The following is a 25,559-nucleotide window of genomic DNA, read 5'->3' as shown; positions in this document are numbered from 1 at the left end:
TAGAGATTGTAGGCCAGAGAAGTGTGTAGATTGTTATTAGTCCATTGTACCTAAAAGGATGCAATTTAGGGAGGGCGATTTATGGTGGTTATTTGCGTGTATTGAACAATTAATTACAGCAATACTGCAGTACAAGTCACAGTTGCAAAGCTATTTTTCAACATTAGCAGTATAATAAACGCCCATCTTAGATTACTCTTCTAAAATCAATAGTTTCATTTATCCTCCCTGCATCCTATATGCAATCTTTTGACAATACGGCCGAAAAATGACTGATAAAACGCACGGGATCCACATGCCTCCTCATCTTCAACCTCGCGTTTTTGTAAGGCAACTGCTTACTCGTGATAAAACGCCAGTCTCTGTTCTATTTTTATCAGCTCTTGTCGGCATTTTAGCGGGCTTAGTCGGAACCTTGTTTGAAATTGGTGTCAACTGGGTAACGGATCAGCGTACAGAGTGGTTACGTGATGAAATAACCAGTGTACTTCCTTTGTGGCTCGCAGCATTTATTGTCAGTGCTTTTCTTGCCTTTGTTGGTTATTACCTTGTTAGTCGTTTTGCCCCTGAAGCTGGTGGTTCTGGTATTCCTGAAATTGAAGGTGCGATGGAAGAAATGCGTCCTGTTCGCTGGTGGCGCGTGATCCCAGTTAAATTTTTCGGTGGTTTAGGTGCGTTAGGCTCGGGTATGGTACTGGGTCGTGAAGGTCCTACGGTACAAATGGGCGGTAATATTGGACGAATGATCTCTGATATTTTCCGTTTAAAAGATAAAGAAGGTCGACACTCTTTACTTGCAGCAGGTGCCGCTGGTGGTTTAGCAGCAGCATTTAATGCCCCGATGGCGGGGATCATGTTTGTACTTGAAGAGATGCGTCCGCAGTTTCGTTACAGTTTAATTTCGGTGAAATGCGTAATGATCTCTGCGGTGATGTCAAATATCGTATTTCGTCTTTTACGTGGCCAAGAAGCGGTTATATCTATGCCGCAATATGATGCTCCTGCACTGAAATCATTATGGTTATTCTTAGTGTTAGGGATGCTATTTGGTGGTTTCGGTGTCCTATTTAATCGGATGATTATTTTTGCGTTAGATAGCTTTGTTAAAATTCACCGTAATGAGCGTAAGCGTTACCTTATCACTGGCGCTTTAATTGGTGGCTGCTTCGGTTTACTTCTATTGTATTTCCCAGAATTAACCGGTGGCGGTATTTTCCTTATCCCTCACGCGACTAACGGTGATTACGGCCTCGGTATGTTAATGCTGTTGTTCTTTGCTCGTATTGCAACAACATTACTGTGTTTTGGCTCCGGTGCACCGGGCGGTATTTTTGCCCCAATGTTGGCGTTAGGGACATTGTTTGGCACTTTCTATGGCATGATCACACAAGGCATTTATCCTGATTTAGGCATTGATCCTGGACTATTTGCAATCGCTGGTATGGGGGCGCTTTTTGCTGCAACGGTGCGCGCACCAATTACGGGGATTTTGCTGGTTATTGAAATGACCAACAACTATCACCTTATTTTACCATTGATTGTTACCACTCTCGGTGCGACTATGCTTGCTCAGATGTTAGGCGGACAACCGATTTATTCGCAGTTGCTACACCGAACAATTAAAAAAGAGCGTTTACGCCATGATTCTCCAACAAGTGAGCCTAATACTTGAACAACATAGTCAGGTATTGGATAATCAGCGTAATTAACGGAAGTGTGTGAGAGGTTTTGTAATGAGCGATGCTAATTTGCCGCTAACTTTTTCTGATGTTGCAGCGAATAAAGTAAAAACACTGATCGCTGAAGAAGAAAACCCGAATCTAAAGCTACGTGTTTATATCACTGGTGGTGGTTGTAGTGGCTTTCAATATGGTTTTACTTTTGATGAAAAAGTAAATGATGGTGATATGACCATTGAAAATGGCGGTGTAACGCTAGTGGTTGATCCTATGAGTCTCCAGTACCTAATGGGTGGTACAGTTGACTACACTGAAGGTCTAGAAGGTTCGCGTTTCTTTGTTAACAACCCAAATGCAACAACGACTTGTGGTTGTGGCGCATCATTTAGTGTTTAAAATGTTAACTCGATAATCATTGAGTTAAATAAAAGCCGACAAATATTGATTGTCGGCTTTTTTGTATATAAACAATGGCTTAGTTTAATAATATGTCATTATTAACGACCAGTTTGCCTAATTGCTGAATATGATCAAGTTGTTGTTTAGCTTGCTTTTTAAACGTTACTTGCTCGTTGCCTGATAATGAATTGGCTTGCGGTAAATCTACCGTACGAGGGTTTTTATGCTGACCATTAACCAAGAATTCATAGTGTAGGTGAGGGCCTGTGACGCGACCTGTACCGCCTAAAGTACCGACAGTATCTCCCTGTTTTACTCGTTGCCCTTTTTTGACCATACGCTTAGTTAAATGCAGGTATTTGGTGACATATTTAGCGCTATGCTTGATAAAAACGTAGTTACCATTGTATTTGTTATACGCTGATTCTAATACAACCCCATCACCTGCCGCCCAAATAGGTGTGCCAACAGGAGCAACATAATCAGTGCCTCGGTGCGGCTTTACTTTTCCTGTAACGGGGTGGAGACGACGCGGATTAAAATTTGAACTTACATAGCGGAAGTTGACAGGAGAGCGCAAGAATGCTTTACGCATTGCTAGCCCGTCTTTATCGTAATATTTACCGTCGTTATTGCGAACTGCGGTAAAAGTTTGCCCCATATTGGTAAAGGTTGCGGCTAAAATCTCACCGCGATCGACTGGATAACCATCTAAATAGTGCTGTTCAAATAACACTTCAAATTTATCACCCGCTCTAATATCGAGAGCAAAATCAATATCCCAACCAAATAGCGCGGCAATTTCCATGATCTGATTGGCCGTTAATCCTGCTTTATCTGCGGCACTCCAAAAACTGGTTTTAATGGTGGCATGAGAGAAATTGATATGCGTTTCAATTTCCTTTTTATCCATCTCACTGCTAAAGGTGCTGCCATCGTGGCGCACAATCAAGGTTTCTAAATGATTACGAGGTTGGCGAAGCTCAACTAATTTTCCTTCTTTATTAAAGCCAAATTGAAGGATATTACCTGGACGAAGTCTTTCCAATTGTTTGGTATTGGCATCGGTATTGATAAGGGAATGTAGTATTTTTCCATCTAAGCCGATGTTATCAAAAGCGATAGCTAAACTTTCACCACTTTCAATAACGTGCTTTTTCCATATAAGCTCATCTGTTTTATCTTTACCTGAAAGAGGTGTCGCTGAAGCGGTTGCAATATCAATAGGGTAAGGTTTGCCAATTTTAAATTTACGCTCAACATGAGAAGCGGTTTCTTGCTGGGAACTCGGTATCATTGCAAGCCCCAGCATAGCTATGCTGATCAATATGATAAAAAAGAGGTTCTTCCGTGGAAATCGAGGTGATGAAGTTCCTTTCATACTAAATTTTTCACATATATTCCGAAAAAATAAACGGCCTTCAGTCTAACTGGTTTCAAAAAAGCCTGCTATTCAAGTAAGATAGTCGGCTTATTATTTTTGCCAATTTTGTGGGAGCGAACAAGAATGGCCAGCATTGAACAAGCACTTATTGAGATAAAACGTGGGGTTGAAGAACTTATCCCAGAAGCAGAGCTAATAGCAAAGCTAAAAGAAAACCGTCCATTACGTATAAAATTAGGTGCTGATCCTACGGCGCCAGACATCCATCTTGGACACACGGTTATTCTCAATAAGTTGCGTACTTTTCAGGAATTAGGCCATGAAGTCACTTTCTTGATTGGTGATTTTACTGGTATGGTCGGCGATCCTACCGGTAAGAACACGACACGTCCGCCACTAACGCGTGAAGATGTATTACGCAATGCGGAAACATATAAAGAGCAGGTATTTAAGATCCTTGATCCTGCCAAAACCACGATTGCGTTTAACTCGACATGGTTATCAGAGTTAGGTGCAGAAGGAATGATCCGTTTAGCGTCTAATCAAACCGTTGCTCGTATGCTAGAGCGTGACGATTTTAAAAAGCGTTACGGCGAGAATCGTCCAATCGCGATCCATGAATTTATGTATCCATTACTTCAAGGTTACGATTCAGTCGCAATGGAAACAGATGTAGAACTAGGCGGTACTGATCAGAAGTTCAACTTGCTAATGGGTCGTGAGTTACAAAAATCGCACGGTCAAAAACCACAGGTTGTACTGACGATGCCATTGCTGGTGGGTTTAGATGGCGTGAAGAAAATGTCTAAATCTGCGCATAACTACATTGGTGTTGCCGATGCGCCAAGCGATATGTTTGGTAAGATCATGTCTATCTCTGACGATCTGATGTGGAGCTACTTTGAATTGCTTTCATTCCGTCCAATGGATGAAATTGCTCAGTTTAAAGCCGATGTTGATGCCGGTAAAAACCCACGTGATGTGAAGTTCTTACTAGCAAAAGAGATCATTGCACGTTTCCATTCAGAAGAAGCGGCAGAAGCGGCATTGCAAGAATTCATCAGTCGTTTCCAAAAAGGTAACCTACCTGATGAAATGCCTGAGTTTGAATTCGAAGCCGGTCTTCCTATTGCGAATTTATTAAAAGAAGCAGCACTGGTTAATTCAACGTCTGATGCAATGCGTATGATCCGTCAAGGCGCTGTGAAGCAAGATGGTGAGAAAGTAGAAGACACGAAACTGGTACTGGCTGCTGGCAATTATGTTTTCCAAGTCGGTAAACGTAAATTTGCTCGTGTGATGATTAAATAATCACATTGCTCTCGCAGCGTTATTCAAATATGAAAGGATGCATTTGCGTCCTTTTTTTATATCTGTCAAATAATCTTAATTAATAATAACTTGGCTTTAAATCTTAATGTTTAATGGTTTATGAAAGCTTACTTTCTAGCTTTGATCATTATGCCGACGACGAGAGACAAGCTACTATAAAAGATTACTCTTCATTTTATATCGACTGGCTATGGAATCGATTCAACATATTATTACTGATCTCACCCCGCTGCTGCAGCAATACGGGTACTATATTTTAGCATTGGCAATTGCTGTTGAAGGTATGGGGATCCCAGCGCCTGGTCAGTCGTTATTGATCGTCGCGAGTTTATTGGCATCGTCAGGTAAAATGTCGTTACCTATGGTGCTATCCGTTGCTTGGGCAAGTAGCTTTATTGGTAACAGTATTGGCTACTTTATTGGACGCCAATTTGGTCATATCTTAACGAAGAAAGAATGGATTAAACCGCGAACGCTGACCAAGTTACATCAGTTTATTGACCGCTATGGCATGCTAGGGCTTGTGATCAGTCGTTTTGTTGAAGGCATTAAACAGTTCATGTGCATTGGCTGTGGTATTGCGCAAATGCCAGTGCAACTTTTCTTATTAGGTAACTTCTTAGCGGTCACGATCTGGCTATTGGTATTTGGCGTGGCTCCTGCTTATTTACATGACGAATTAGGGCCTATTTTAGCCTTCTATCATAAATATCAGATGCAATGTTGGTCTGTCGTCGTTGTACTTGCTTGTATACTTGGATGGTGGCTTATCCGTCGATTCAAACGCCGTAAAACCTCGATTGAAGAATAAGATAACCTTGTTTGTTTCGGATTAAAAACCGCCAGTGTTGGCGGTTTTTTTGTTAATTACGCAGTGCAAAAATAGGCAGAGACAGATTCCACTTAATGGCTGCGAGTCTTATGGTGAGTGTGGTAAAGATACCGATCACTGCAGCAACAGAAGGCAGTACACCTAAAGATAAGCCTATGGTGTGTACCATACCGCCTAGAATACAGGCTGTTGCATAAACCTCTGTACGTAATACCATTGGGATCTCACGTCCGAGTACATCTCGGATCACGCCGCCGCCACAGCCTGTTATCACACCCATGATCACAGCGACCATTGGCGATGCGCCATAACGTAATGATTTTTCGACACCGATAGCCACAAAGACTGCTAATCCAATCGCATCAGCGACAGGAAGAAAATACCATGGCATCCGTTTAGGGCGTTGAGTTGCGAGCATCGTGATAATACAGGTAATAAAAATCACCCATAAGTAATTGGTATCTTTGATCCAAAACACAGGGGTAGCACCTAATGCCATATCACGAATAGTGCCGCCACCAATAGCTGTTACGCTAGCTAGCACGACAACGCCAAAAGGATCCATGCGTAATCGTCCTGCCATGAGTACTCCCGAGGCTGCAAAGATTGCAGTACCAAACATATCGAGAATATAGATGAGCATGTTTATCCCTATTTAATAGAAAAGGGGGAAAGTAGGCAGGCGATTGTACTGCCTAAATGGCTAGGTACAACTATAAAATCCATCTTTAGTGAGGTTATTCACAGCAAAGGTGAGGCTTTTCTTTCATTATCCAGTAGTTGACACACTTGCTTTACGGCTTTAAGAGTGCGAAGCGTGGGGCGGTTTAACCAATCGCTATTGAGTTGATAAAGCTGATGATTATCAACCGCAGGGAGTTTACCTTGCCACTTTAACCATGGGCTATTTTCTTTTGACGTTGCATGACGTGAACCGAAAATGACGCTGGGTTGGCGAACAACAACTTGCTCTTGATTGACTTGTGGGTATGCCGCGGTGCTGGTGGCAAAAATATTTTCTCCACCGCAAATATCAAAAACAGGACTCGGCCAGTTGCCATCTGAAATCGTCAACATAGGGCTATCACTTAATTGATAAAAGTAACGTACTGGAGGCGCGTGTTGATAGCGTGCTTTAATTTTGGCGAGTTGTGTTCTAAATGTTGTAGCTGCATTAATCGATTGACTTGGATCATCAGCAAATTTACCCAGTTTGATAATCGTATCTGCAATATCGGTTAATTGCGTTGGATTTGAATAAAAGATATTAATCCCAAGTTGCTGTAAACGAGCCATTTCTCGACTTGGGTTCCCTCCTTTCCATGCCAAAACTAAATCAGGCTTTAAGGTAAGAATTCGTTCCATTTTGATGCCGCGATAATTTGCAACACGTTCTAATTTTTTCGCTTGCTCTGGGTAATCACTGTAGTCGCTAGCTGCAATGAGTTTGTTTCCCAAACCAGCGCTATAAGCGAGTTCCGTCATGTGTGGCGATAAGCTAATGATGCGTTGAACAGACTGTGATTGTTCAGCAAAGGCAGAGGTGAATGGGAATAGAACAACAATGAGAAGTAGGAAGCGCATTAAGCTAGTCCGTGAAAAATAATCAGTAAGCCGCTTTCGATAATGATCCAACACCATAAACGACTTGTCATTAATTGCTGAATTTGTGCAAGGTGTAACGATGCGGGGGCAATTTTCCCTCCGATACGCGGTCGTTCCATTTTCACTTGGTTGTACATCGCGGGACCGCCAAGGGATAAAGACAGTTTGTGTCCGGTTGCGGCTAATAACCAACCCGTCCCTGGTAGCTGCCAATTTTCACCTTGCTGCATTAAACCATGAAAAGCATTTTTGGCATTTTGGCCAAGGGTAATTAATAGTGCAAACAGGCGAAGCGGCACAATATCTAAAATAAGTGCGATACGAATCGCAGGTAAACCAAAAAAGCGGAACTGTTCACGGCTTGGTGACCAAGATCGCGCAAGGCTAATCGCTAAACGATACATAATCGCCGCAATACCACCACCTATGGCATACCAGAATAAGACGCCAATGACATTACGGCCGTAACCAAGTAATAGGGTTTCAGCACCCGCTTTACCTAGTCCAAGCAGTGATAAATTTTCAGTATTACGATTAACGTGATCGGCTAATAACTCACGGCATCTGCCTTTGTGTTCAAGGTTATAGGCTTGATTAAATTGTTTGCCTAATTTAGCAGATGTTTGCCAGTCTATTGCCATCCACAACAGGGTCATTTGGAAAATCGTTTGATACCAAACCAGTTGGCTAAAAGCGAACAATAAGATCAGTACCGTGCCTGACATTAAAAACCAAGCAAGTGAGCCTGCGAGAATACGTTGAGAGGGATTTTCTTTCGGGTGATTAACACGCTCTGCAATGAGCAGTGCGAGACGTTGCCAAATAACAATGGGGTGAAGCGGGTAGGGAATGGGTAAAACCCAATGCAATAATAACGCTCCCCACAAAGCGAGTAGGGAGCTATTAGTTGTGAGTAACGCAACAAGTGATTCCATCATCCGTGACAGCTATTCTCGTTTTAGGCTAGATGCGAAGCAAGGCCACTTAAATTAGTTACTACAATGAGGTTACTTAAGTAACTCAACCATTTTCTCAACCATGATTGATGAGCTTTTTGCTGCAAGTGGCAGGAACTCATCAAAGCTCATTGGCGATTCTTTATCTGCAACATCAGAAATGGCACGAACCACAACAAAGGGGACTTTGAATTGGTGACAAGCTTGAGCAATAGCCGCAGCTTCCATTTCAACAGCAACGACTGATGGGAAGTGAGTGCGAATGAAGTTTTGTTTTTCAGCGCTACATACAAATGCATCGCCAGTACAGATCAGACCGCGAACAGCGTGTGGCTTTTTAGGTAAAGCAGATAGTGCTTGCTCTGCTACATCCATCAGTTTTTCGTCAGAGAGGAAAGCGGCTGGCTGCTGTGCCATTTGACCGATCTCATAACCAAATGCTGTCACGTCTGCGTCGTGGTAGCGAACTTCCGTTGAGATCACAACATCACCAACATTAAGGCTTGATTCAAAACCGCCAGCAGAGCCTGTATTGATCACAACATCAGGTTGGAACGTTTCAAGTAATACGGCTGTGCCTACTGCTGCTGCAACTTTACCAATACCAGATTGTAACAAGACAACATCCGCACCATTTAGCGTACCTGTGTAGAGAGTACAACCTGCTTTGTTGTGTGTTTCGCAGTTTTCTAGTTGTGCTTTTAGGATCGCAACTTCTTGCTCCATTGCGCCAATAATGCCGATTTTCATTGATTCGTTCTCTTGTTGTTCAAGCGGTGCACCGAGGGTGCTGTTGTGTTGATTAGTGTACCATGAGCGATAGAATTTATACCAAAAGTTATCGAGCGCTAATTTTTGAACAATAAAAAAAAGCGGAAGGTTGCCCATCCGCTTTAGTTTGTTTAATTAACGTATTTAGACGTTGAGATAATCCAGTATGCCATCAGCGGCTTTACGGCCTTCATCAATGGCGGTTACCACTAAATCTGAACCACGAACCGCATCACCACCGGCAAAGATTTTCGGGTTTGTGGTTTGATAGGCAAAGTGTGCATCGAATGAGGTTTTGATCCGTCCCCATTGATCCAGTTCAACATCATATGGTGTCAGCCATGGCATCGCATGAGGTTGGAAACCAAACGCCATGATCACAGCATCGGCACCTAATACGTGCTCACTACCTGAGACTGGCTCAGGGCGACGACGTCCAGCGCTGTCTGGTTCACCTAGCGCTGTTTTCACAACTTTAACGCCAGTTACTTTGCCTGAATCATCCACTTCAATACCTAATGGCTGAAGGTTAAACATAAAGTTTACGCCTTCCTCGCGGGCATTTTTCACCTCACGTTTTGAACCCGGCATATTGGCTTCATCACGACGATAAGCACACACCACATCTTTTGCACCTTGGCGGATAGAAGTACGGACACAGTCCATCGCGGTATCACCACCACCGAGTACGACCACGCGTTGATCTTTCATATCTAAGAATGTCGATGGACTTTCTAGTTCCATTACCTTATAGGTATTAGAAATCAAAAATGGCAATGCGTCATAGACACCTGTTGCGTCTTCATTTTCCAATCCTGCACGCATGTTTTTATACGTGCCGACACCTAAGAACACCGCATCGTAGTCAGCCAGTAGCGATTCCATCGTGACGTCTTTACCGATTTCAGTATTGAGCTGAAACTCAACCCCCATTTCAGTAAAGATTTTACGACGGTTAACCATTACATCTTTTTCAAGCTTGAATGATGGGATACCAAAGGTCAGTAAGCCACCAATTTCAGGGTAGCGGTCAAATACCACGGGTTTTACGCCGTTACGAACAAGGATATCAGCACAAGATAATCCGGCAGGGCCTGCACCGATGATCGCAACTTTTTTATCTGTCCACTCGACTCCTGACATGTCAGGTTTCCAGCCCATTTCAAAGGCTTTATCGGTAATGTATTTTTCAACATTACCAATCGTCACCGCACCAAAGTCTTCGTTTAAGGTGCAAGAACCTTCACATAGTCTGTCTTGAGGACAAACACGGCCACATACTTCCGGTAAGGTATTCGTCTGGTGAGATAGCTCAACGGCTTCAATAATACGTCCCTCATTAGCCAGTTTTAGCCATTGAGGAATGTAGTTATGAACAGGACATTTCCATTCACAATAAGGGTTACCACAATCTAAACAACGATCCGCCTGCGCACCTGCCTGCTGTTTGGTAAACGGTTCGTAGATTTCAACGAACTCGATTTTACGTACATTTAGCGGTTTCTTTGGTGGGTCGATACGTTCGACGTCAATAAATTGGTAAACATTCTGGCTCATTCGGTTTCCCTCCCTTATTGCGCCTGAAGACGTAGTTCAGAAGCTGAACGACTTTGGTGACCCAGCAGGGTATTAATGTCTGCTGACTTAGGCTTCGCAAGATAGAATTTCGGGATCCATTGATCAAAGTTCGCCAAAATTTCTTGTGCTCGACTTGAACCTGTTTCTTGTAGGTGACGGTCGATTAAACCACGTAAATGTTCTTGGTGGATCTGTAGCTCGTCAAGAGGTAATGCTTCAACTAGCTCTGGATTCACGCGTCCTGCGAAATCGCCATCTTCATCTAGAATATAAGCAAAACCGCCCGTCATACCTGCGCCAAAGTTAACGCCTGTTTTACCTAAAATAGCTACGATACCGCCAGTCATATATTCACATGCGTTATCACCAGCACCTTCTACAACGGTAATGGTGCCAGAGTTACGCACAGCAAAACGCTCACCCGCTTTACCTGCAGCAAATAACTTACCGCCCGTTGCGCCATACAAACAAGTATTACCAATGATGGTCGCTTCACTTGATTTAAATGCAGAACCTTGTGGTGGACGAATAGTAATAATGCCGCCCGTCATGCCTTTACCCACATAGTCGTTTGCATCACCTGTTAATTTCAGGTTTAGACCGCCTGCATTCCATACCCCGAAAGACTGACCCGCAGTACCGGTTAAGTGCAATGTTACTGGACTTGCAGACATACCTTGGTTGCCATAACGCTGGGCTATTTCACCAGATAAACGAGCGCCAATAGAGCGGTCGGTGTTACAGATGTCAAAGTAGAAATCACCACCACTACGACTTTCAATCGCAGGTAAGATTTGATCGACTAAAGTCTGACTTAGCTCTGCGTTATCAAATGGTGTATTAGGCTCGCTGCAGTACAGTGTTTTACCTTCTTTCGGTGTTGGGGCAACTAAAATTGGGCTTAAATCAAGCTTGGCTTGTTTCGCTGTAAAGCCTTCCAATGATTCAAGAAGATCGGTACGACCAATTAGGTCTGTGAGCTTTTCTACGCCTAATTGCGCTAATAGTTCACGTACTTCTTGGCCAACACCGATGAAGTAATTCATAACTTGTTCAGGCAAGCCTTTAAAGAAGTCACGACGCAGTTTTTCATCTTGGGTCGCGACACCTGTTGCACAGTTATTAAGGTGACAAATACGCAGGTATTTACAACCTAGAGCAACCATTGGTGCGGTACCAAAACCGAAGCTTTCTGCACCTAAAATTGCCGCTTTTACAACATCAAGGCCGGTTTTCAAACCACCATCGACTTGCAGACGGATTTTGTGACGTAAGCCATTACTCACGAGTGCCTGTTGAGTTTCTGCAAGACCAAGCTCCCATGGGCTACCGGCATATTTCACCGATGTTAGTGGACTTGCACCGGTCCCGCCGTCATAACCTGAAATGGTGATCAAATCAGCATAGGCTTTAGCCACACCCGTTGCGATGGTGCCAACCCCAGGCTCAGATACCAGTTTGACCGATACCATGGCACTTGGGTTAACTTGTTTTAAATCGAAGATCAGCTGAGCTAAATCTTCAATCGAATAAATATCATGGTGAGGTGGTGGTGAGATCAGGGTAACACCCGGTACCGCATAACGCAGTTTCGCGATTTCGGTTGTCACTTTATGGCCGGGTAGTTGACCACCTTCCCCAGGTTTCGCTCCTTGTGCTACTTTGATCTGAATAACATCCGCATTCACAAGGTAGTGTGGAGTCACGCCAAATCGACCTGAAGCCACCTGTTTAATCCGTGAGTTACGTTCGTTACCAAAACGACGAGGATCTTCACCGCCTTCACCGGAGTTTGAACAACCGCCTAAACGGTTCATTGCGATAGCTAATGCTTCGTGCGCTTCTGGGCTTAATGCACCAATCGACATTGCGGCTGAGTCAAAACGCTTATAAAGCTCAGTCGCAGCTTCAACCTGTTCAACCGGAATCGATGTTGTGCCATCTTTTAGCTTAAACAAGTCACGAATAGCAGCGACAGGGCGCTCATTCACTTCTTTAGCAAAGGCTAAGTAATCTTGATAATCGCCTGATTTCACCGCTTTTTGTAGTGTGCCGACAACATCAGGGTTATAAGCATGGAATTCACCACCGTGAACGTATTTCAGTAAACCGCCATGTTCAATCGGTTTACGTTTCAACCATGCTTTACGCGATAAGTTAAAGAGATCTTGTTGGAAGTCACTAAAGTCAGCGCCTGCAATACGGCTCGAAACACCTTTAAAGCAAAGCTCAACGACTTCATCACTTAAACCGACAGCTTCAAATAGCATTGAGCAGCGGTATGAAGCAATGGTCGAGATCCCCATCTTCGACATGATCTTAAATAGACCTTTATTCATGCCGTTTTGGTAATTACTCATCACTTCACGGTAAGACTTATTAATTGCTCCCGCATCGATTAATTTACCGAGTGATTCATAAGCAAGGTAAGGGTAGATAGCGGTAGCACCAAAGCCGAGAAGGACGGCAAATTGGTGAGGATCGCGAGCGGTTGCTGTTTCAACCACGATGTTAGTGTCACAACGTAGGTTATTATCAACCAAACGTTTTTGAACCGCACCCACAGCCATTGCAGCAGGAATTGGCAATTTATCTTTATTGATCCCGCGATCTGATAAAACAACCAGCACTGCGCCATCTTTTACGACACGTTCAGTTTCATCGCATAGATCTATTAGTGCTTGCCTGAGATCTTTTTCATTTGGATTGTAGTTAATATCAATAATGCTGTTGGCATAATATTGGTCATCTAACTCAAGGAGTTGAACAAGATCAGAATACACTAACACTGGCGATCCAAACGCCACACGTTGTGCATGGCTATCGGTTTCACAGAACACGTTAATTTCGCGACCAATACAGGTAGCGAGTGACATGACATGCTTTTCACGCAGTGGATCGATAGGTGGGTTAGTGACCTGTGCAAACATTTGACGGAAGTAATCGGTGATCGGTCGTTCTTTTGATGACAATACCGCCATTGGCGCATCATCACCCATCGAGCCAGTGGCTTCTTGGCCATTTTCACCTACAACACGTAGTACTTGATCTAGCTCTTCACTGCTTACCCCAAATTGCTTGTGATAAACCGACAGTTCGTCATCAGTGAGCGATCGGCAACCTACTTGCTCATCGCCTAATTGTTCAAAGGGGGTTAAGCGTTTAACGTGACTATCCATCCATGCTTTATAAGGATGACGTCCCATTAGCTCGTTATCGATATCTGATGAATGCCAAATTTTGCCAAACTTTGTATCAATAACTAATAATTCACCGGGACCAACACGCCCTTTTTCAGCGACCTCATCTGGGGTGTAATCCCAAATGCCGACTTCAGACGCTAGGGTGATCAATTTATCTTTGGTGATCACATAACGGGCTGGACGAAGGCCATTTCGGTCAAGGTTACAAGCAGCATAACGTCCATCAGACATTACGATACCAGCGGGGCCATCCCATGGTTCCATGTGCATCGAGTTAAAATCGTAAAAAGCACGCAGTGCTGGATCCATATCAGGGTGGTTTTGCCAAGCTGGTGGAACAAGCATGCGCATGGCACGGAATAGATCCATACCACCAGATAAAAATAGCTCTAGCATGTTATCAAGGCTAGAGGAATCAGAGCCTGTTTCGTTAACAAATGGTGCAGCTGTTTTTAAATCTGGCAGCAATGGGGAGCTAAATTTATAGCCTCGTGCTCGTGCCCATTGGCGGTTACCTGTGATGGTATTGATTTCACCATTATGGGCTAGATAGCGGAAAGGCTGAGCCAACGGCCAGCGTGGCTGAGTATTGGTTGAGAAACGCTGGTGGAATAGACAAATCGACGATTCTAATCGAATGTCACCTAAATCTAAGTAGAATTTAGGTAGATCCGATGGCATGAATAAGCCTTTGTAGACAATCACTTGAGTTGAAAGGCTACAAATGTAGAAATCACTATCTTCGGTAATACGCTTTTCAATGCGACGACGAGCAATGTAGAGGCGGCGATCAATATCGCGAGGCTTCCAACCTGCAGGGGCATTGATAAAGACTTGCTCAATATTAGGTAGGGATTCTTGAGCAATAGGCCCGAGAACGGCAGGATTTACAGGCACTTCACGCCAACCTACTACCGATAATGTTTCTGTTGCCAGCTCTTCATTAATAATAGTTCGAGCTTGCTCGGCAAGTACCGGATCTTGGCTTAAGAAAATTTGTCCTACGGCAAATTCACGGGATAGGTTCCAGCCTTTTTCATCAGCAATGATACGGTAGAAATTATCTGGTTTTTTAATCAATAGACCACAGCCATCACCTGTTTTACCGTCAGCGGCGATACCACCACGGTGAGTCATGCGATCTAGTGCGGATATAGCGGTACGAACAAGTTTGTGGCTAGTTTGGCCTTCGATATGGGCAATCAGACCAAACCCACAGTTATCTTTTTCCAGTGATGGGTTATACAGTGACATTGCAACTCTCCCTTGCACCTGTTTGTCATAAACAGGTTTACTGCATCAATATGATAATCATCCTGATCATCAGTATGCTTCCTGCGATTCATCAAAGTACCCATAATTTACAAAAAGGTCAAATAGACATAACAACTAGCGCTAAATATTATGATGTATCTTAAAATAGTAATAACATCTTAAAGTTCAATTAAATATAGTGAGTAGCAAGTGTTTATCCTGATTGGAAGGGCGTAATTAAAGTCTTAATATTAATAATTAAGTATAGGTTTTCAGGGATGTGTGGGGAAATGTTGAGGCTAACATTGAATATTGAGAGTTATAACAGTAAAAAAGCCAGCTCATTTGAGCTGGCTTTGCATTAAAGATTAACTTTACGTAGAAGTTAAGAAAGCATTAATGAATCAGCTTTTGCTTCAAGGTTTGTATTACCCATAAGGTAAGCGTCAACTGCACGAGCAGACTCTCGACCTTCGTTAATACAACGTACAACCAATGATTGACCTGTACGCATATCACCTGCTGCAAATACACCGGCTTGGTTAGTCGCGAAATCTTCAGTTGCAACATTACCACGCTCATCTAATGCGATATCAAGTTGAGCGAGAACGCCTGTTGGTTCTGGGTGTAAGAAGCCCATCGCTAAGAAAGCAAGATCACAGGCAATCACACGCTCTGAACCTTCAACTTCATCAAACCCTGGGCGCTCACCTGGTTTTGCTTCTTGCCAAACGATATCAGCAATACGTAAGCCTTTCACATTACCGTTATCATCAGAGATAAACTCTTTGGTTAAGATGTTCCAGTAACGATCACAACCTTCTTCATGTGACGTTGATGTTTTCATGATCATTGGGTATGACGGCCATGGCTGATTAGCTGGACGCTTTTCAGGTGGAACAGGCATGATCTCAACTTGAGTAATACTTGCAGCGCCGTGACGATTTGATGTACCCACACAGTCAGAACCTGTATCACCGCCACCAATAACCACTACATGTTTACCTTTGGCATGGATTTCTTCGGTTTTTAAATCCATATCGTTGGCACGACGGTTATTTTGCGCAAGAAATTCCATCGCAAAATGTACGCCATTTAGTTCACGACCTGGGATTGGCAGGTTACGAGGAACGGTTGAGCCGCCTGTAAGTAGAACGACATCAAAGTCTTGGCGTAATTGCTTAGCATTGATATCGACACCAATGTGCGCATTAACTTCAAATTTAACGCCAGCTTCTGCCATTAGGTTGATCTTACGATCAATGATATCCATACCTAGCTTAAAGTCAGGAATACCAAAGCGAAGTAGACCACCGACTTTTTCATCACGCTCAAACACTGTCACAGTGTGACCTGCGCTGTTTAGTTGCTCTGCTGCTGATAAGCCAGCAGGGCCTGAACCGATAATTGCAATGGTTTTACCGGTTCGAGAACGTGGTGTTTTAGGCTTGGCATAACCTTCACGGTAAGCTGTTTCAACAATTGTTTTCTCGATATTACAAATCGTGATGGGATCTTGGTTGATACCTAACACACAGCCACTTTCACAAGGGGCAGGACACACACGACCCGTAAATTCTGGGAAATTATTCGTTGAACTTAGGATGTTCCACGCTTCTTCCCAACTATCGCGGTAAACCGCATCATTAAATTCAGGAATAATATTCCCAATTGGACAAGAGTTATGGCAGAACGGTACACCACAATCCATGCAGCGTGATGACTGTTCATTGATCTTGTCACCAAATTCATCGTTTAAAACGAATTCTTTGTTATCTTGAATACGAACACTCGGGTCCAATTTTTTTGGCAATTCACGGCCAAATTCTAAAAATCCAGTTGGCTTACCCATTGATTGCCTCCAACGCTTCCTTGTCTTGAGCTTCAGCTTTACGCTTTAGTAATACGGCTTTGTAATCCCTTGGCATAACTTTCACCATCTTCTTCAAGTTAGCTTCGAAGTTAGATAGGAAAAGCTCTGCAACCGTACTACCAGTCAATGCTACGTGCTTCGTTAGCATATTTAGTAATAATTCTTGGTCTTCTTTTTCGATTGGATCTAAATCGACTAACTCTGGGTTTAATTTGGTTTCAAAGTCATCGAACTGATCCCAAACATAAGCAACACCACCACTCATACCAGCAGCAAAGTTACGACCTGTTTGACCCAGGATAACGGCAACACCACCTGTCATGTACTCACAACCGTGGTCACCGACACCTTCAACCACAACTTGTGCGCCTGAGTTACGAACACAGAAACGCTCGCCAGCAAGACCGCGAATATAAGATTCACCAGAGGTTGCACCGTAGAAACACACGTTACCCACAACGATGTTATCTTCAGCAACGATGTCAGATTTCGCATCAGGGTAGAGTACTAGCGTACCGCCTGATAGGCCTTTACCCCAGTAATCGTTCGCATCGCCTTCAACTTCAAATTTCACGCCTTTAGCAAGGAATGCCCCGAAGCTTTGACCTGCTGAACCAAAGAACTTCACGTTCATCGGCTGTGGTAAGCCGCTATCTTTGTATACTTTCGAAATTTCATTCGACAGCATAGTACCTGCACTTCGATCGGTATTGATGATAGGCAATTCAGCGTTGACTGCTTTACCTTCCGTCAGTGCTGGTTGTGCAAGTTCAATCAATTGACGGTCTAGTACGTTATCCAAACCATGATCTTGGGGACGTTGGTTGTAAATACCATCTTCAGCACGTGGCTTTTCAACGTAAAGTACAGGGCTAAGATCGAGGTTCTTGTATTTCCAGTGACTGACATTATCACGGACTTTCAGCTTGTGAGATTGCCCTACCATTTCTTCAATAGTGCGGAAGCCAAGCTCTGCCATTACTTCACGTAAACCTTCAGCCATGTATTGGAAGAAAGTCACAACGTCTTCTACGCGACCATCAAAGCGTTCACGTAATGTTTTGTTCTGTGTTGCGATACCAACAGGACAAGTATTCTTGTGACACTTACGCATCATGATACAGCCTTCAACAACCAGTGCAGCTGTTGCTACGCCCCATTCTTCAGCACCCAGAAGAGTGGCGATAGCAAGGTCACGAGGTGTTTTCATCTGACCATCAGACTGAACAACGATACGGTTACGTAAACCATTCTTCAGTAGCGTCTGGTGCGTTTCTGCCAGACCTAATTCCCACGGTAGACCTGTGTGGCGAATAGATGACATTGGTGATGCACCTGTACCGCCATCAAAACCTGCAATAAGAACAACATCGGCTTTGGCTTTAGCAACGCCTGATGCAATCGTACCTACACCGGCTTCTGATACCAGTTTAACGTTGACACGACCTGCGCGGTTGGCATTTTTCAAATCGTAGATCAGCTGGGCTAAATCTTCGATTGAGTAAATATCATGGTGAGGCGGTGGAGAAATTAAGCCAACCCCTGGTGTTGAGTGGCGTGTTGCGCCAATCCAGTCATCGACTTTATCACCTGGAAGCTGACCACCTTCACCGGGTTTCGCACCTTGAGCCATTTTGATTTGCAGCTCATCAGCGTTAGTTAGGTAGTAAGAGGTGACACCAAAACGACCTGATGCCACCTGCTTGATAGCAGAACGTTCCCAATCACCGTTGTCTTTCTTCTCAAAGCGAACTGGATCTTCACCACCTTCACCTGAGTTAGATTTTGCGCCGATGCGGTTCATCGCAACAGCCAGTGTTGAGTGCGCTTCGTAAGAAATCGAACCAAAGCTCATTGCACCTGTGGCAAAACGCTTAAGGATATTCTCGATTGGTTCTACTTCTTCGAGTGGAATAGAGCCTGCAGGGTTTTTGATGAAATCAAGTTGGCTACGCAGTGTTGCAGCGTTATCACCTTGATCATCAACCGCTTTCGCATATTGCTTAAATTGCGCGTAATCTTTTTCACGTGTTGATTGTTGTAGCAGTGAAATGGTTTCAGGGTTAAACAAGTGTTTCTCACCACGTTGCTTCCACTGATATACACCACCTACATCAAGTACTTGTACTGGGATTTCACGAGTAGGGTAACCAACACGATGACGGACTAAGACTTCTTGCGCGATATCATCAATCGTTAGACCTTGAATACGCGTTACAGTACCGGTGAAGTACTTATCAACCACAGATTTACTGATACCAAGTGCTTCAAAAATTTGTGCGCCGTGGTATGACTGTAGGGTTGAAATACCCATCTTAGAGAAGATTTTCAGCAGACCACCGTTAACCCCTTTACGGTAGTTATCAAATAAGGTGTCTGTTGGTACTTCTGGATCAAGCTTACGCTTACGTTGAAGATCTACTAGCGTTTCAGTCACAAGATATGGGTTAACTGCATTAGCACCATAACCAACTAGGGTTGCGAAGTGGTGTGTTTCGCGAGCATCGCCAGTTTCAACCACGATGTCACATTTCGCGCGAAGACCTTTACGGATCAGGTGGTGGTGAACCGCGCCAACAGCCAGCATTGCAGGAATAGCTGCATGGTTAGAATTAACCGCACGGTCAGTTAGAATAATGATTGAATAACCATCAACGACTGCATCTTCTGAATACTGACAAATACGTTTAAGTGCACGCTCTAGTTTGCCATCTTCGCCACTTGCATTAAATACAATATCCAATGTTTTCGATTGAAGATGTTCATTATCAATCTCACGGATTTTCTCAAGTTCAGCATTAGAAAGAACAGGAGATTCAAGTTCAACTTTTTGGCAATGCGCAGGTGTTTCAGCTAGCAGGTTTTGATCCTTACCGAGGTAAGTATTCAATGACATTACCATGCGCTCACGAATTGGATCGATTGGTGGGTTGGTTACCTGCGCAAACAACTGCTTAAAGTAGTTAGATAAATGCTGTGATTGGTGTGATAGCACGGCTAGCGGCCAATCTGCACCCATCGCGCTTAATGGCTCATAACCTGTTTTTGCCAGTGGAACAATAATGTCATTCACTTCTTCTGAGCTCACACCAAACGCTTGTTGATGATGCAGTAAGCGCTCAGGTGTTGGCTGATGATGCATATTATCAGCTTCAGGAAGCGTCTTTAGGCTTAATAGATTGTCTTTAACCCATTGCTCATACGGTTGTGCTGTCGCAATGCTGTCTTTTACTTCTTCATCAGAAATAATACGACCTTGCTCTAGATCAGCAACGAAGATACGACCCGGTTGTAGACGACCACGGAATTGGACGTTTTCAGGCTCAATTTCAACCACGCCTGATTCAGATGCCATCACAAGGAAGTCATCTTTAGTCACAGTATAACGTGATGGACGTAGGCCGTTACGGTCCAGTGTTGCACCTACTTGAACACCATCGGTGAAACAAACAGAGGCTGGGCCATCCCATGGTTCCATGATATTGGCGTGGTACTGGTAGAAAGCACGACGCTTAGGATCCATGTTTTTGTTTTCTTGCCACGCTTCAGGGATAAGCATCATTAAAGCGTGTGGCAAACTACGACCAGAAAGCACAAGTAACTCTAGTGCCATATCGAAGTTAGATGAATCTGAGCTACCTTCCTGACAAATCGGCAGTAGCATATCGATTTCTTGCTGACTAAATAAATCAGACTCAAGAATCGCTTCACGGGCTTTCATCCAGTTCAAGTTACCACGAACGGTATTGATTTCACCGTTGTGAGCAATGTAACGGAAAGGTTGTGCTAAGCGCCAACGTGGGAAGGTGTTGGTTGAGAAACGAGAGTGAACTAATGCAAGTGCGGTCACCATCGTTGGATTTTGTAGATCAAGGAAGTACTGAGGTACTTGCTCTGTAGTTAATTGGCCTTTGTAAACCAAAGTTTTGTATGACAGAGAGTTGATATAGAAGTCATCGCCAATGTTCGAAACACTTTCCAGACAAACACGTACAGTATAGTTACGTAAAACATAAAGTTTACGCTCTAGTACGGCTGGATCTAAGTTTGCGCCACCAGTGATGAAGACATGCTCAAATTGTGGTTCTGTGCTCAATGGATCTTCACCGATCATTGAGTTGTCAACTGGAAGTACACGGTAGCCTATCACTTCAAGATCAAGGCGTTTAGCGTTACGCTCTAAGATCTCACGACATTGCTGGCGTTTATGCTCATCTTTTGGAAATAGCACAACACCGACGCCATATTTATCGAAGGCGGGTAATTTAATACCGAGTGTCAGTGTTTCTTCTAATAAGAACTCGTGGGGCTTTTGCAGCAAAATGCCTGCACCATCACCACTGCATGGATCACAACCTTGACCGCCACGGTGCTCCATACGCGCTAGCATATCGAGAGCCTGAGTAACAATCTGGTGAGACTTACGGTTTTTTAGGTGGGCGACAAAGCCGATACCACAGGCATCGTGCTCCATTTCAGGCACATAAAGTCCCTGATCGTTCAGCTCTTGATCTGTCATAGATACATCCTTCCAGTTGCATCAAGCCATATTCCTAAGGCTTGGTTATCCCTAATTTATTGTCACAATCCTGCGGTATTGAAATGAACTATCCTGTTCTACCCAACATGATTGAGTGTCTGCACAAAGATAAAATCGTCCTGTATTGGCAAACTTAATTTTGTTGTTTCGTTTTGCTATGAACGAACACACTGTATTTCTTGAGAAAGGGCGACACAAATCACTTTACAGTAGGGTGATGGCATCGCTTTTATTGTTCAGAAATTGCACACAAGTGTAACTATCCTACAATTTTGATACATTAATTACCAATAAAAATTAACATTTAGCTATCATAATATTGCTGTTTTGTTGCATTGTTAAACATGAAAAAGGCTTTTTAACGACGATAATTATTCGCAATTGCGTTTAAATGCAAAAAACGTTTGGTGATCGATTGTTTACAAAAAGGCAACAATACGTAGTTAGGGAAACTTTTTTGTATTTTATTTACGATTAAGTGTCTTTTTTGTTGAGTAAAGGAAAGGGCTTTGTTTGTTTTAGCACAAATTTATTACTTGTAATTGATGCTATCTTGCGACTCTTTTTAATATTGCTCGCTATTCATCGCGGTGTTTACAGCTATTTATTTGCAATCAGGTAAAGCAATGCAACTGCACGAACTCGTTAATACATTTGGTCAAGACTTACAGCGCCGTTATGGTGAAAAAGTCCATAAGTTAACTTTGCATGGCGGTTTTAGCTGTCCTAATCGTGATGGAACGATTGGTCGGGGAGGGTGCACATTTTGTAATGTGGCCTCTTTTGCAGATGAAAAGACTCAGTTTTTACCTATTAAACAGCAATTAGCAGAGCGTGCCGATGAAATTCATCGTGCAAAACGTTATTTAGCTTATTTTCAGGCTTACACCAGTACTTATGCTGAAGTTCAAACGCTAAAGAAAATGTATGAAGAGGCGTTAAAAACGACGGATATTGTGGGGTTATGTGTCGGTACTCGACCTGACTGTGTGCCTGATGCGGTATTAGAGTTACTGTCTGATTATGTACAACAAGGCTATGAGATTTGGCTCGAGTTAGGTTTACAAACGGCAAATGAAAAGACATTAAAGCGGATTAACCGAGGTCATGATTTTGCATGTTATGCCGCTATCACTCAACGTGCACGGGCATTAGGGATCAAGGTTTGCACTCATTTAATTGTTGGGCTGCCAGGTGACACCAAACAAGATAACCTTGATACGATCAGTAAAGTGGTGGCGGTAGGCGTGGATGGGATAAAATTGCATCCACTACACATAGTTGAAGGCAGTAAAATGGGGCAAGCATATAAAGCCGAACGTTTAGACCCTATTAGCCTTGAAGAGTACACCAACATTGCGAGCGAAATGATCCGATTAACTCCTGCTGATGTGATTTATCATCGGGTTTCAGCCGCGGCACGTAGGCCAACCTTACTGGCACCAATGTGGTGTGAAAACCGCTGGTTAGCGATGACTGAAATTGGACGTAACTTAGATACTTATGGTGGGCAAGGGAGTCTAATTAATGACGCTTTTGTATATCAACGCCCACAATTAAAATAGAATACAAAACAAAGCCTACGTGATGTGGGCTTTTTTGTATGTGAAGGTTATAGTTTCAGCTTTTTATTCTGGCGCAATTGATATCAGCGCTTATGATTAACAAGCTTACACGTCGCTTTGACGGCATCTTTCTTCTTTTGGTATTCAGTGATGAAACAAGTCAAAATGTTAGCTCAGTTTTATGTCGATCTTCTGGTTAAATTAGGGATCGTTCGTTTTAGCCTACTCCTTGCATTAGCATTGGTTGCATTAGCCGTTGTTGTTCAAGTTAGTGTGACGTTAGTACTACATGGCACCGTGAATGATATTGATATCGTGCGATCGGTGACATTTGGTTTATTAATAACGCCTTGGGCTGTTTATTTTCTCTCTGTTGTCGTCGATCAGTTAGAAGACTCACGTCAACGCTTATCGAAGTTAGTCACTAAACTAGAAGAGATGCGCTCGCGAGACATGGAGTTAAATAAACAGCTTCAAAACAATATTGCGCAGTTAAATTTAGAAATAGAAGAAAGGGAAAAAGCGGAAGAAGCACGTGAAGAAGCGATGCATGATCTCGAAAATGAGGTTTATCAGCGAGAAAATGCCCAAGTAGCGGTGGCAGAGCAAAGTGCATTATTAAAGTCTTTCTTAGATGCGTCGCCTGATTTGATTTACTACCGTAATGAAAAAAACCAATTCTCAGGTTGTAATCGTGCAATGTCAGAGTTAGTGGGTAAAACAGAAAAAGAACTAGTGGGGTTAACACCCTGGGATGTTTACCCTGAAGAAGTCGCTAAAAGAATTATTAAAACAGACGAAGAGTTGTTTAACGAAAATAGTGCCATGACAGATGAGCAGTGGTTAGTTTATCCAAATGGTAAACGTGCGCTATTTGAACTTCGTAAAGTGCCATTTTATAACCGCAATGGACGTCGTCTTGGTCTAATGGGCTTTGGCCGTGATATTACCGAACGTAAAAAATATGAAGATGCGTTAGAAAAAGCCAGTAGCGACAAAACCTCATTTATTTCAACCATTAGCCATGAATTACGCACCCCACTCAATGGTATTGTTGGCTTAAGTCGTATGTTACTCGATACAGATCTTACTGATGAGCAGCGTGGTTACTTACGTACCGTACATGTTAGTGCGATCACCTTAGGAAATATATTTAATGATATTATTGATTTAGATAAATCCGATCGCCGTCGTTTAGAGTTGATGCCAAAACCATTGGATTTCAACGAGTTCATTGATGAAATGGGGAATATTTCTCAGTTAATGGCTGAGCAGAAAGGATTGCGTTTTGACCTAGAGTGCTTAACTGAACTGCCAAAAAATATTGAAGTCGACAGCACGCGATTGCGTCAAGTGTTGTGGAATCTTATCGGTAATGCGACCAAGTTTACTAAACAAGGTGGCGTGATTTTATCGGTTAGCAGTGAAATTCATGAGCACGATGCTGATGTTATCTTTGAAGTTGAAGATAGCGGTGTTGGTATTCCTAAATCTGAAATCGATAATATTTTTGCCATGTATTATCAAGTGAAACAAGGTGACGATAATATTCATGCTGTAGGAACAGGGATTGGACTTGCCGTATCTCGCCAGCTCGTTCAGCTAATGGGGGGAGATATCACTGTTCATTCTGAAGTGGGTGAAGGTAGTACCTTTACGGTAAAAATTCGCGTTCCGCTAGTAGAAGATGTTATTGAAGAAGAAATCGTGACTGAAGTAAAACCAGAGCTTACTGGTTTAAGTATCTTCATGGTGGAAGATATTGAGTTAAATATCACGGTCGCTAAATCCTTGCTTGAAAGTTTAGGTCATGAAGTCACTGTTGCAATGCGAGGTGATGAAGCCTTAGCGATGTTTAAACCAGAAGATTATGATTTGGTCTTGTTAGATATTCAATTACCAGACATGACAGGCTTTGATATTGCGCAGAAACTACGAGAAAAATACCAGGATTTGCCAGCATTGGTTGCTCTAACGGCTAATGTTATCAGTGATAAAAGCGAATACCTTGAAAAAGGGATGGATGAAGCGATTAGTAAGCCATTAAGCGTGAAAGCTATCACTAGCGTGATTGAAAACCTCGTTCTAAGTTGTAGTTATGAGGAAGATGAAATTAACGATTTAACCGATACTAACAGTGATGGAACAGGGCCTAGCGATAAAATGATCGACAAGTTGCTCGACTTGGAGATGTTGACCTCTTACGTTGATATTGTAGGGACTAAACCTGTTTATGCGAGCATCGAAATGTTTGAAAAAATGATGCCAGATTACATTGCGATTTTAGATTCGAATATGGTCGCGAAAGATCAAGATGGGATTAAGTTTGAAGCGCATAAAATTAAAGGTGCAGCAGGTTCTATCGGTTTAAAACACATTCAGCAAGTCGCACAAAAAGCACAGTCTCCTGAACTTCCTGCTTGGTGGGAAAACATTAATGACTGGGTTGATGAAATTAAAAATGGTTACCAAAACGATATTGATGTGCTGAAAACATGGTTAAAACAGTACGAGAAATAGAGTGATGGTATTGCATTTAAAATAAAAAAGGCTCCTTAGGAGCCTTTTTATTATGGTCTGAACTTCAC

15 protein-coding genes are annotated in these 25,559 nt (G+C 43.0%); 6 read left to right on the top strand and 9 right to left on the bottom strand.

Annotated features, from left to right (window positions below; genetic code table 11):
• The first annotated feature begins 268 nt into the window (after positions 1-268).
• Together clcA and erpA are read left to right on the top strand one after the other, a co-directional pair.
• On the top strand, positions 269-1,672 hold the full coding sequence (gene clcA / locus C9J41_RS14540) for a H(+)/Cl(-) exchange transporter ClcA (RefSeq protein ID WP_107208591.1): 1,404 nt from the start codon (positions 269-271) through the stop codon (positions 1,670-1,672).
• 61 nt (positions 1,673-1,733) lie between these two features.
• Positions 1,734-2,075 (top strand): iron-sulfur cluster insertion protein ErpA, encoded by a 342-nt coding sequence (gene erpA / locus C9J41_RS14535; RefSeq protein ID WP_107208590.1) that lies wholly within the window; start codon positions 1,734-1,736, stop codon positions 2,073-2,075.
• A 79-nt stretch (positions 2,076-2,154) separates the two neighbouring features.
• Here the strand turns inward: erpA and C9J41_RS14530 are convergent, their stop codons facing one another.
• Positions 2,155-3,375 carry a peptidoglycan DD-metalloendopeptidase family protein gene (locus C9J41_RS14530; protein WP_233217685.1) on the bottom strand — a complete coding sequence of 407 codons (1,221 nt, stop codon included), beginning with the start codon at positions 3,373-3,375 and terminating at the stop codon, positions 2,155-2,157.
• A gap of 210 nt (positions 3,376-3,585) precedes the next feature.
• On the opposite strand from C9J41_RS14530, the gene tyrS reads away from it, so the two are divergent.
• A complete protein-coding gene (gene tyrS / locus C9J41_RS14525) occupies positions 3,586-4,773 on the top strand; it encodes a tyrosine--tRNA ligase (RefSeq protein WP_107208588.1) in 1,188 nt (395 codons plus the stop codon).
• 211 nt (positions 4,774-4,984) lie between these two features.
• On the top strand, positions 4,985-5,605 hold the full coding sequence (locus C9J41_RS14520) for a DedA family protein (protein WP_107208587.1): 621 nt from the start codon (positions 4,985-4,987) through the stop codon (positions 5,603-5,605).
• Positions 5,606-5,657: 52 nt separating this feature from the next.
• Here the strand turns inward: C9J41_RS14520 and C9J41_RS14515 are convergent, their stop codons facing one another.
• The 8 genes from C9J41_RS14515 to gltB (C9J41_RS14480) form a co-directional block, all read right to left on the bottom strand.
• Positions 5,658-6,269 carry a trimeric intracellular cation channel family protein gene (locus tag C9J41_RS14515; RefSeq protein ID WP_045083709.1) on the bottom strand — a complete coding sequence of 204 codons (612 nt, stop codon included), beginning with the start codon at positions 6,267-6,269 and terminating at the stop codon, positions 5,658-5,660.
• Between the two features lie 98 nt (positions 6,270-6,367).
• On the bottom strand, positions 6,368-7,210 hold the full coding sequence (gene btuF / locus C9J41_RS14510; RefSeq protein WP_107287484.1) for a vitamin B12 ABC transporter substrate-binding protein BtuF: 843 nt from the start codon (positions 7,208-7,210) through the stop codon (positions 6,368-6,370).
• The gene (locus C9J41_RS14505) at positions 7,210-8,166 is read right to left on the bottom strand and encodes a cobalamin biosynthesis family protein (RefSeq protein ID WP_107287483.1); all 957 of its coding nucleotides are present in this window, start codon (positions 8,164-8,166) and stop codon (positions 7,210-7,212) included. Before C9J41_RS14505 ends, btuF begins: the two co-directional genes overlap by 1 nt.
• Before the next feature lie 72 nt (positions 8,167-8,238).
• The gene (gene mtnN, locus C9J41_RS14500; RefSeq protein WP_107246758.1) at positions 8,239-8,937 is read right to left on the bottom strand and encodes a 5'-methylthioadenosine/S-adenosylhomocysteine nucleosidase; all 699 of its coding nucleotides are present in this window, start codon (positions 8,935-8,937) and stop codon (positions 8,239-8,241) included.
• A gap of 165 nt (positions 8,938-9,102) precedes the next feature.
• Positions 9,103-10,515 (bottom strand): FAD-dependent oxidoreductase, encoded by a 1,413-nt coding sequence (locus tag C9J41_RS14495; RefSeq protein ID WP_107246741.1) that lies wholly within the window; start codon positions 10,513-10,515, stop codon positions 9,103-9,105.
• 14 nt (positions 10,516-10,529) lie between these two features.
• The gene (gltB, locus tag C9J41_RS14490; protein WP_107294721.1) at positions 10,530-14,993 is read right to left on the bottom strand and encodes a glutamate synthase large subunit; all 4,464 of its coding nucleotides are present in this window, start codon (positions 14,991-14,993) and stop codon (positions 10,530-10,532) included.
• A 385-nt stretch (positions 14,994-15,378) separates the two neighbouring features.
• Complete coding sequence (locus tag C9J41_RS14485) at positions 15,379-16,845, bottom strand: glutamate synthase subunit beta (RefSeq protein ID WP_045083715.1); 1,467 nt, start codon at positions 16,843-16,845, stop codon at positions 15,379-15,381.
• On the bottom strand, positions 16,838-21,385 hold the full coding sequence (gene gltB / locus C9J41_RS14480) for a glutamate synthase large subunit (RefSeq protein ID WP_107208582.1): 4,548 nt from the start codon (positions 21,383-21,385) through the stop codon (positions 16,838-16,840). The genes C9J41_RS14485 and gltB (C9J41_RS14480) overlap by 8 nt, the downstream gene beginning before the upstream one ends.
• Positions 21,386-22,032: 647 nt before the next feature.
• Here gltB (C9J41_RS14480) and C9J41_RS14475 point away from each other — a divergent pair.
• Positions 22,033-22,971: a TIGR01212 family radical SAM protein gene (locus C9J41_RS14475; RefSeq protein ID WP_107208581.1), complete on the top strand. Its 939-nt coding sequence runs from the start codon at positions 22,033-22,035 to the stop codon at positions 22,969-22,971.
• Positions 22,972-23,121: 150 nt separating this feature from the next.
• Complete coding sequence (gene arcB, locus C9J41_RS14470) at positions 23,122-25,491, top strand: aerobic respiration two-component sensor histidine kinase ArcB (protein ID WP_107246736.1); 2,370 nt, start codon at positions 23,122-23,124, stop codon at positions 25,489-25,491.
• The last annotated feature ends 68 nt before the right edge of the window (positions 25,492-25,559 follow it).

It is taken from the genome of Photobacterium sp. GB-50 (assembly GCF_003026755.1).
Taxonomy (GTDB): Bacteria; Pseudomonadota; Gammaproteobacteria; order Enterobacterales; family Vibrionaceae; genus Photobacterium.
Note: the sequence above shows the minus strand (reverse complement) of the source record. Positions and strands in the feature narration are given on the sequence as shown.

Bases quoted from the DNA above. Each gene is read 5' to 3' on its own strand.
- C9J41_RS14530 (WP_233217685.1), bottom strand. From the start codon at position 3,375: ATGATACCGAGTTCCCAGCAAGAAACCGCTTCTCATGTTGAGCGTAAA.
- C9J41_RS14505 (WP_107287483.1), bottom strand. From the start codon at position 8,166: ATGGAATCACTTGTTGCGTTACTCACAACTAATAGCTCCCTACTCGCT.
- C9J41_RS14475 (WP_107208581.1), top strand. From the start codon at position 22,033: ATGCAACTGCACGAACTCGTTAATACATTTGGTCAAGACTTACAGCGC.
- C9J41_RS14520 (WP_107208587.1), top strand. From the start codon at position 4,985: ATGGAATCGATTCAACATATTATTACTGATCTCACCCCGCTGCTGCAG.
- mtnN (WP_107246758.1), bottom strand. From the start codon at position 8,937: ATGAAAATCGGCATTATTGGCGCAATGGAGCAAGAAGTTGCGATCCTA.
- C9J41_RS14515 (WP_045083709.1), bottom strand. From the start codon at position 6,269: ATGCTCATCTATATTCTCGATATGTTTGGTACTGCAATCTTTGCAGCC.
- gltB (WP_107208582.1), bottom strand. From the start codon at position 21,385: ATGACAGATCAAGAGCTGAACGATCAGGGACTTTATGTGCCTGAAATG.
- btuF (WP_107287484.1), bottom strand. From the start codon at position 7,210: ATGCGCTTCCTACTTCTCATTGTTGTTCTATTCCCATTCACCTCTGCC.
- arcB (WP_107246736.1), top strand. From the start codon at position 23,122: ATGAAACAAGTCAAAATGTTAGCTCAGTTTTATGTCGATCTTCTGGTT.
- C9J41_RS14485 (WP_045083715.1), bottom strand. From the start codon at position 16,845: ATGGGTAAGCCAACTGGATTTTTAGAATTTGGCCGTGAATTGCCAAAA.
- C9J41_RS14495 (WP_107246741.1), bottom strand. From the start codon at position 10,515: ATGAGCCAGAATGTTTACCAATTTATTGACGTCGAACGTATCGACCCA.
- tyrS (WP_107208588.1), top strand. From the start codon at position 3,586: ATGGCCAGCATTGAACAAGCACTTATTGAGATAAAACGTGGGGTTGAA.
- gltB (WP_107294721.1), bottom strand. From the start codon at position 14,993: ATGTCACTGTATAACCCATCACTGGAAAAAGATAACTGTGGGTTTGGT.
- clcA (WP_107208591.1), top strand. From the start codon at position 269: ATGACTGATAAAACGCACGGGATCCACATGCCTCCTCATCTTCAACCT.
- erpA (WP_107208590.1), top strand. From the start codon at position 1,734: ATGAGCGATGCTAATTTGCCGCTAACTTTTTCTGATGTTGCAGCGAAT.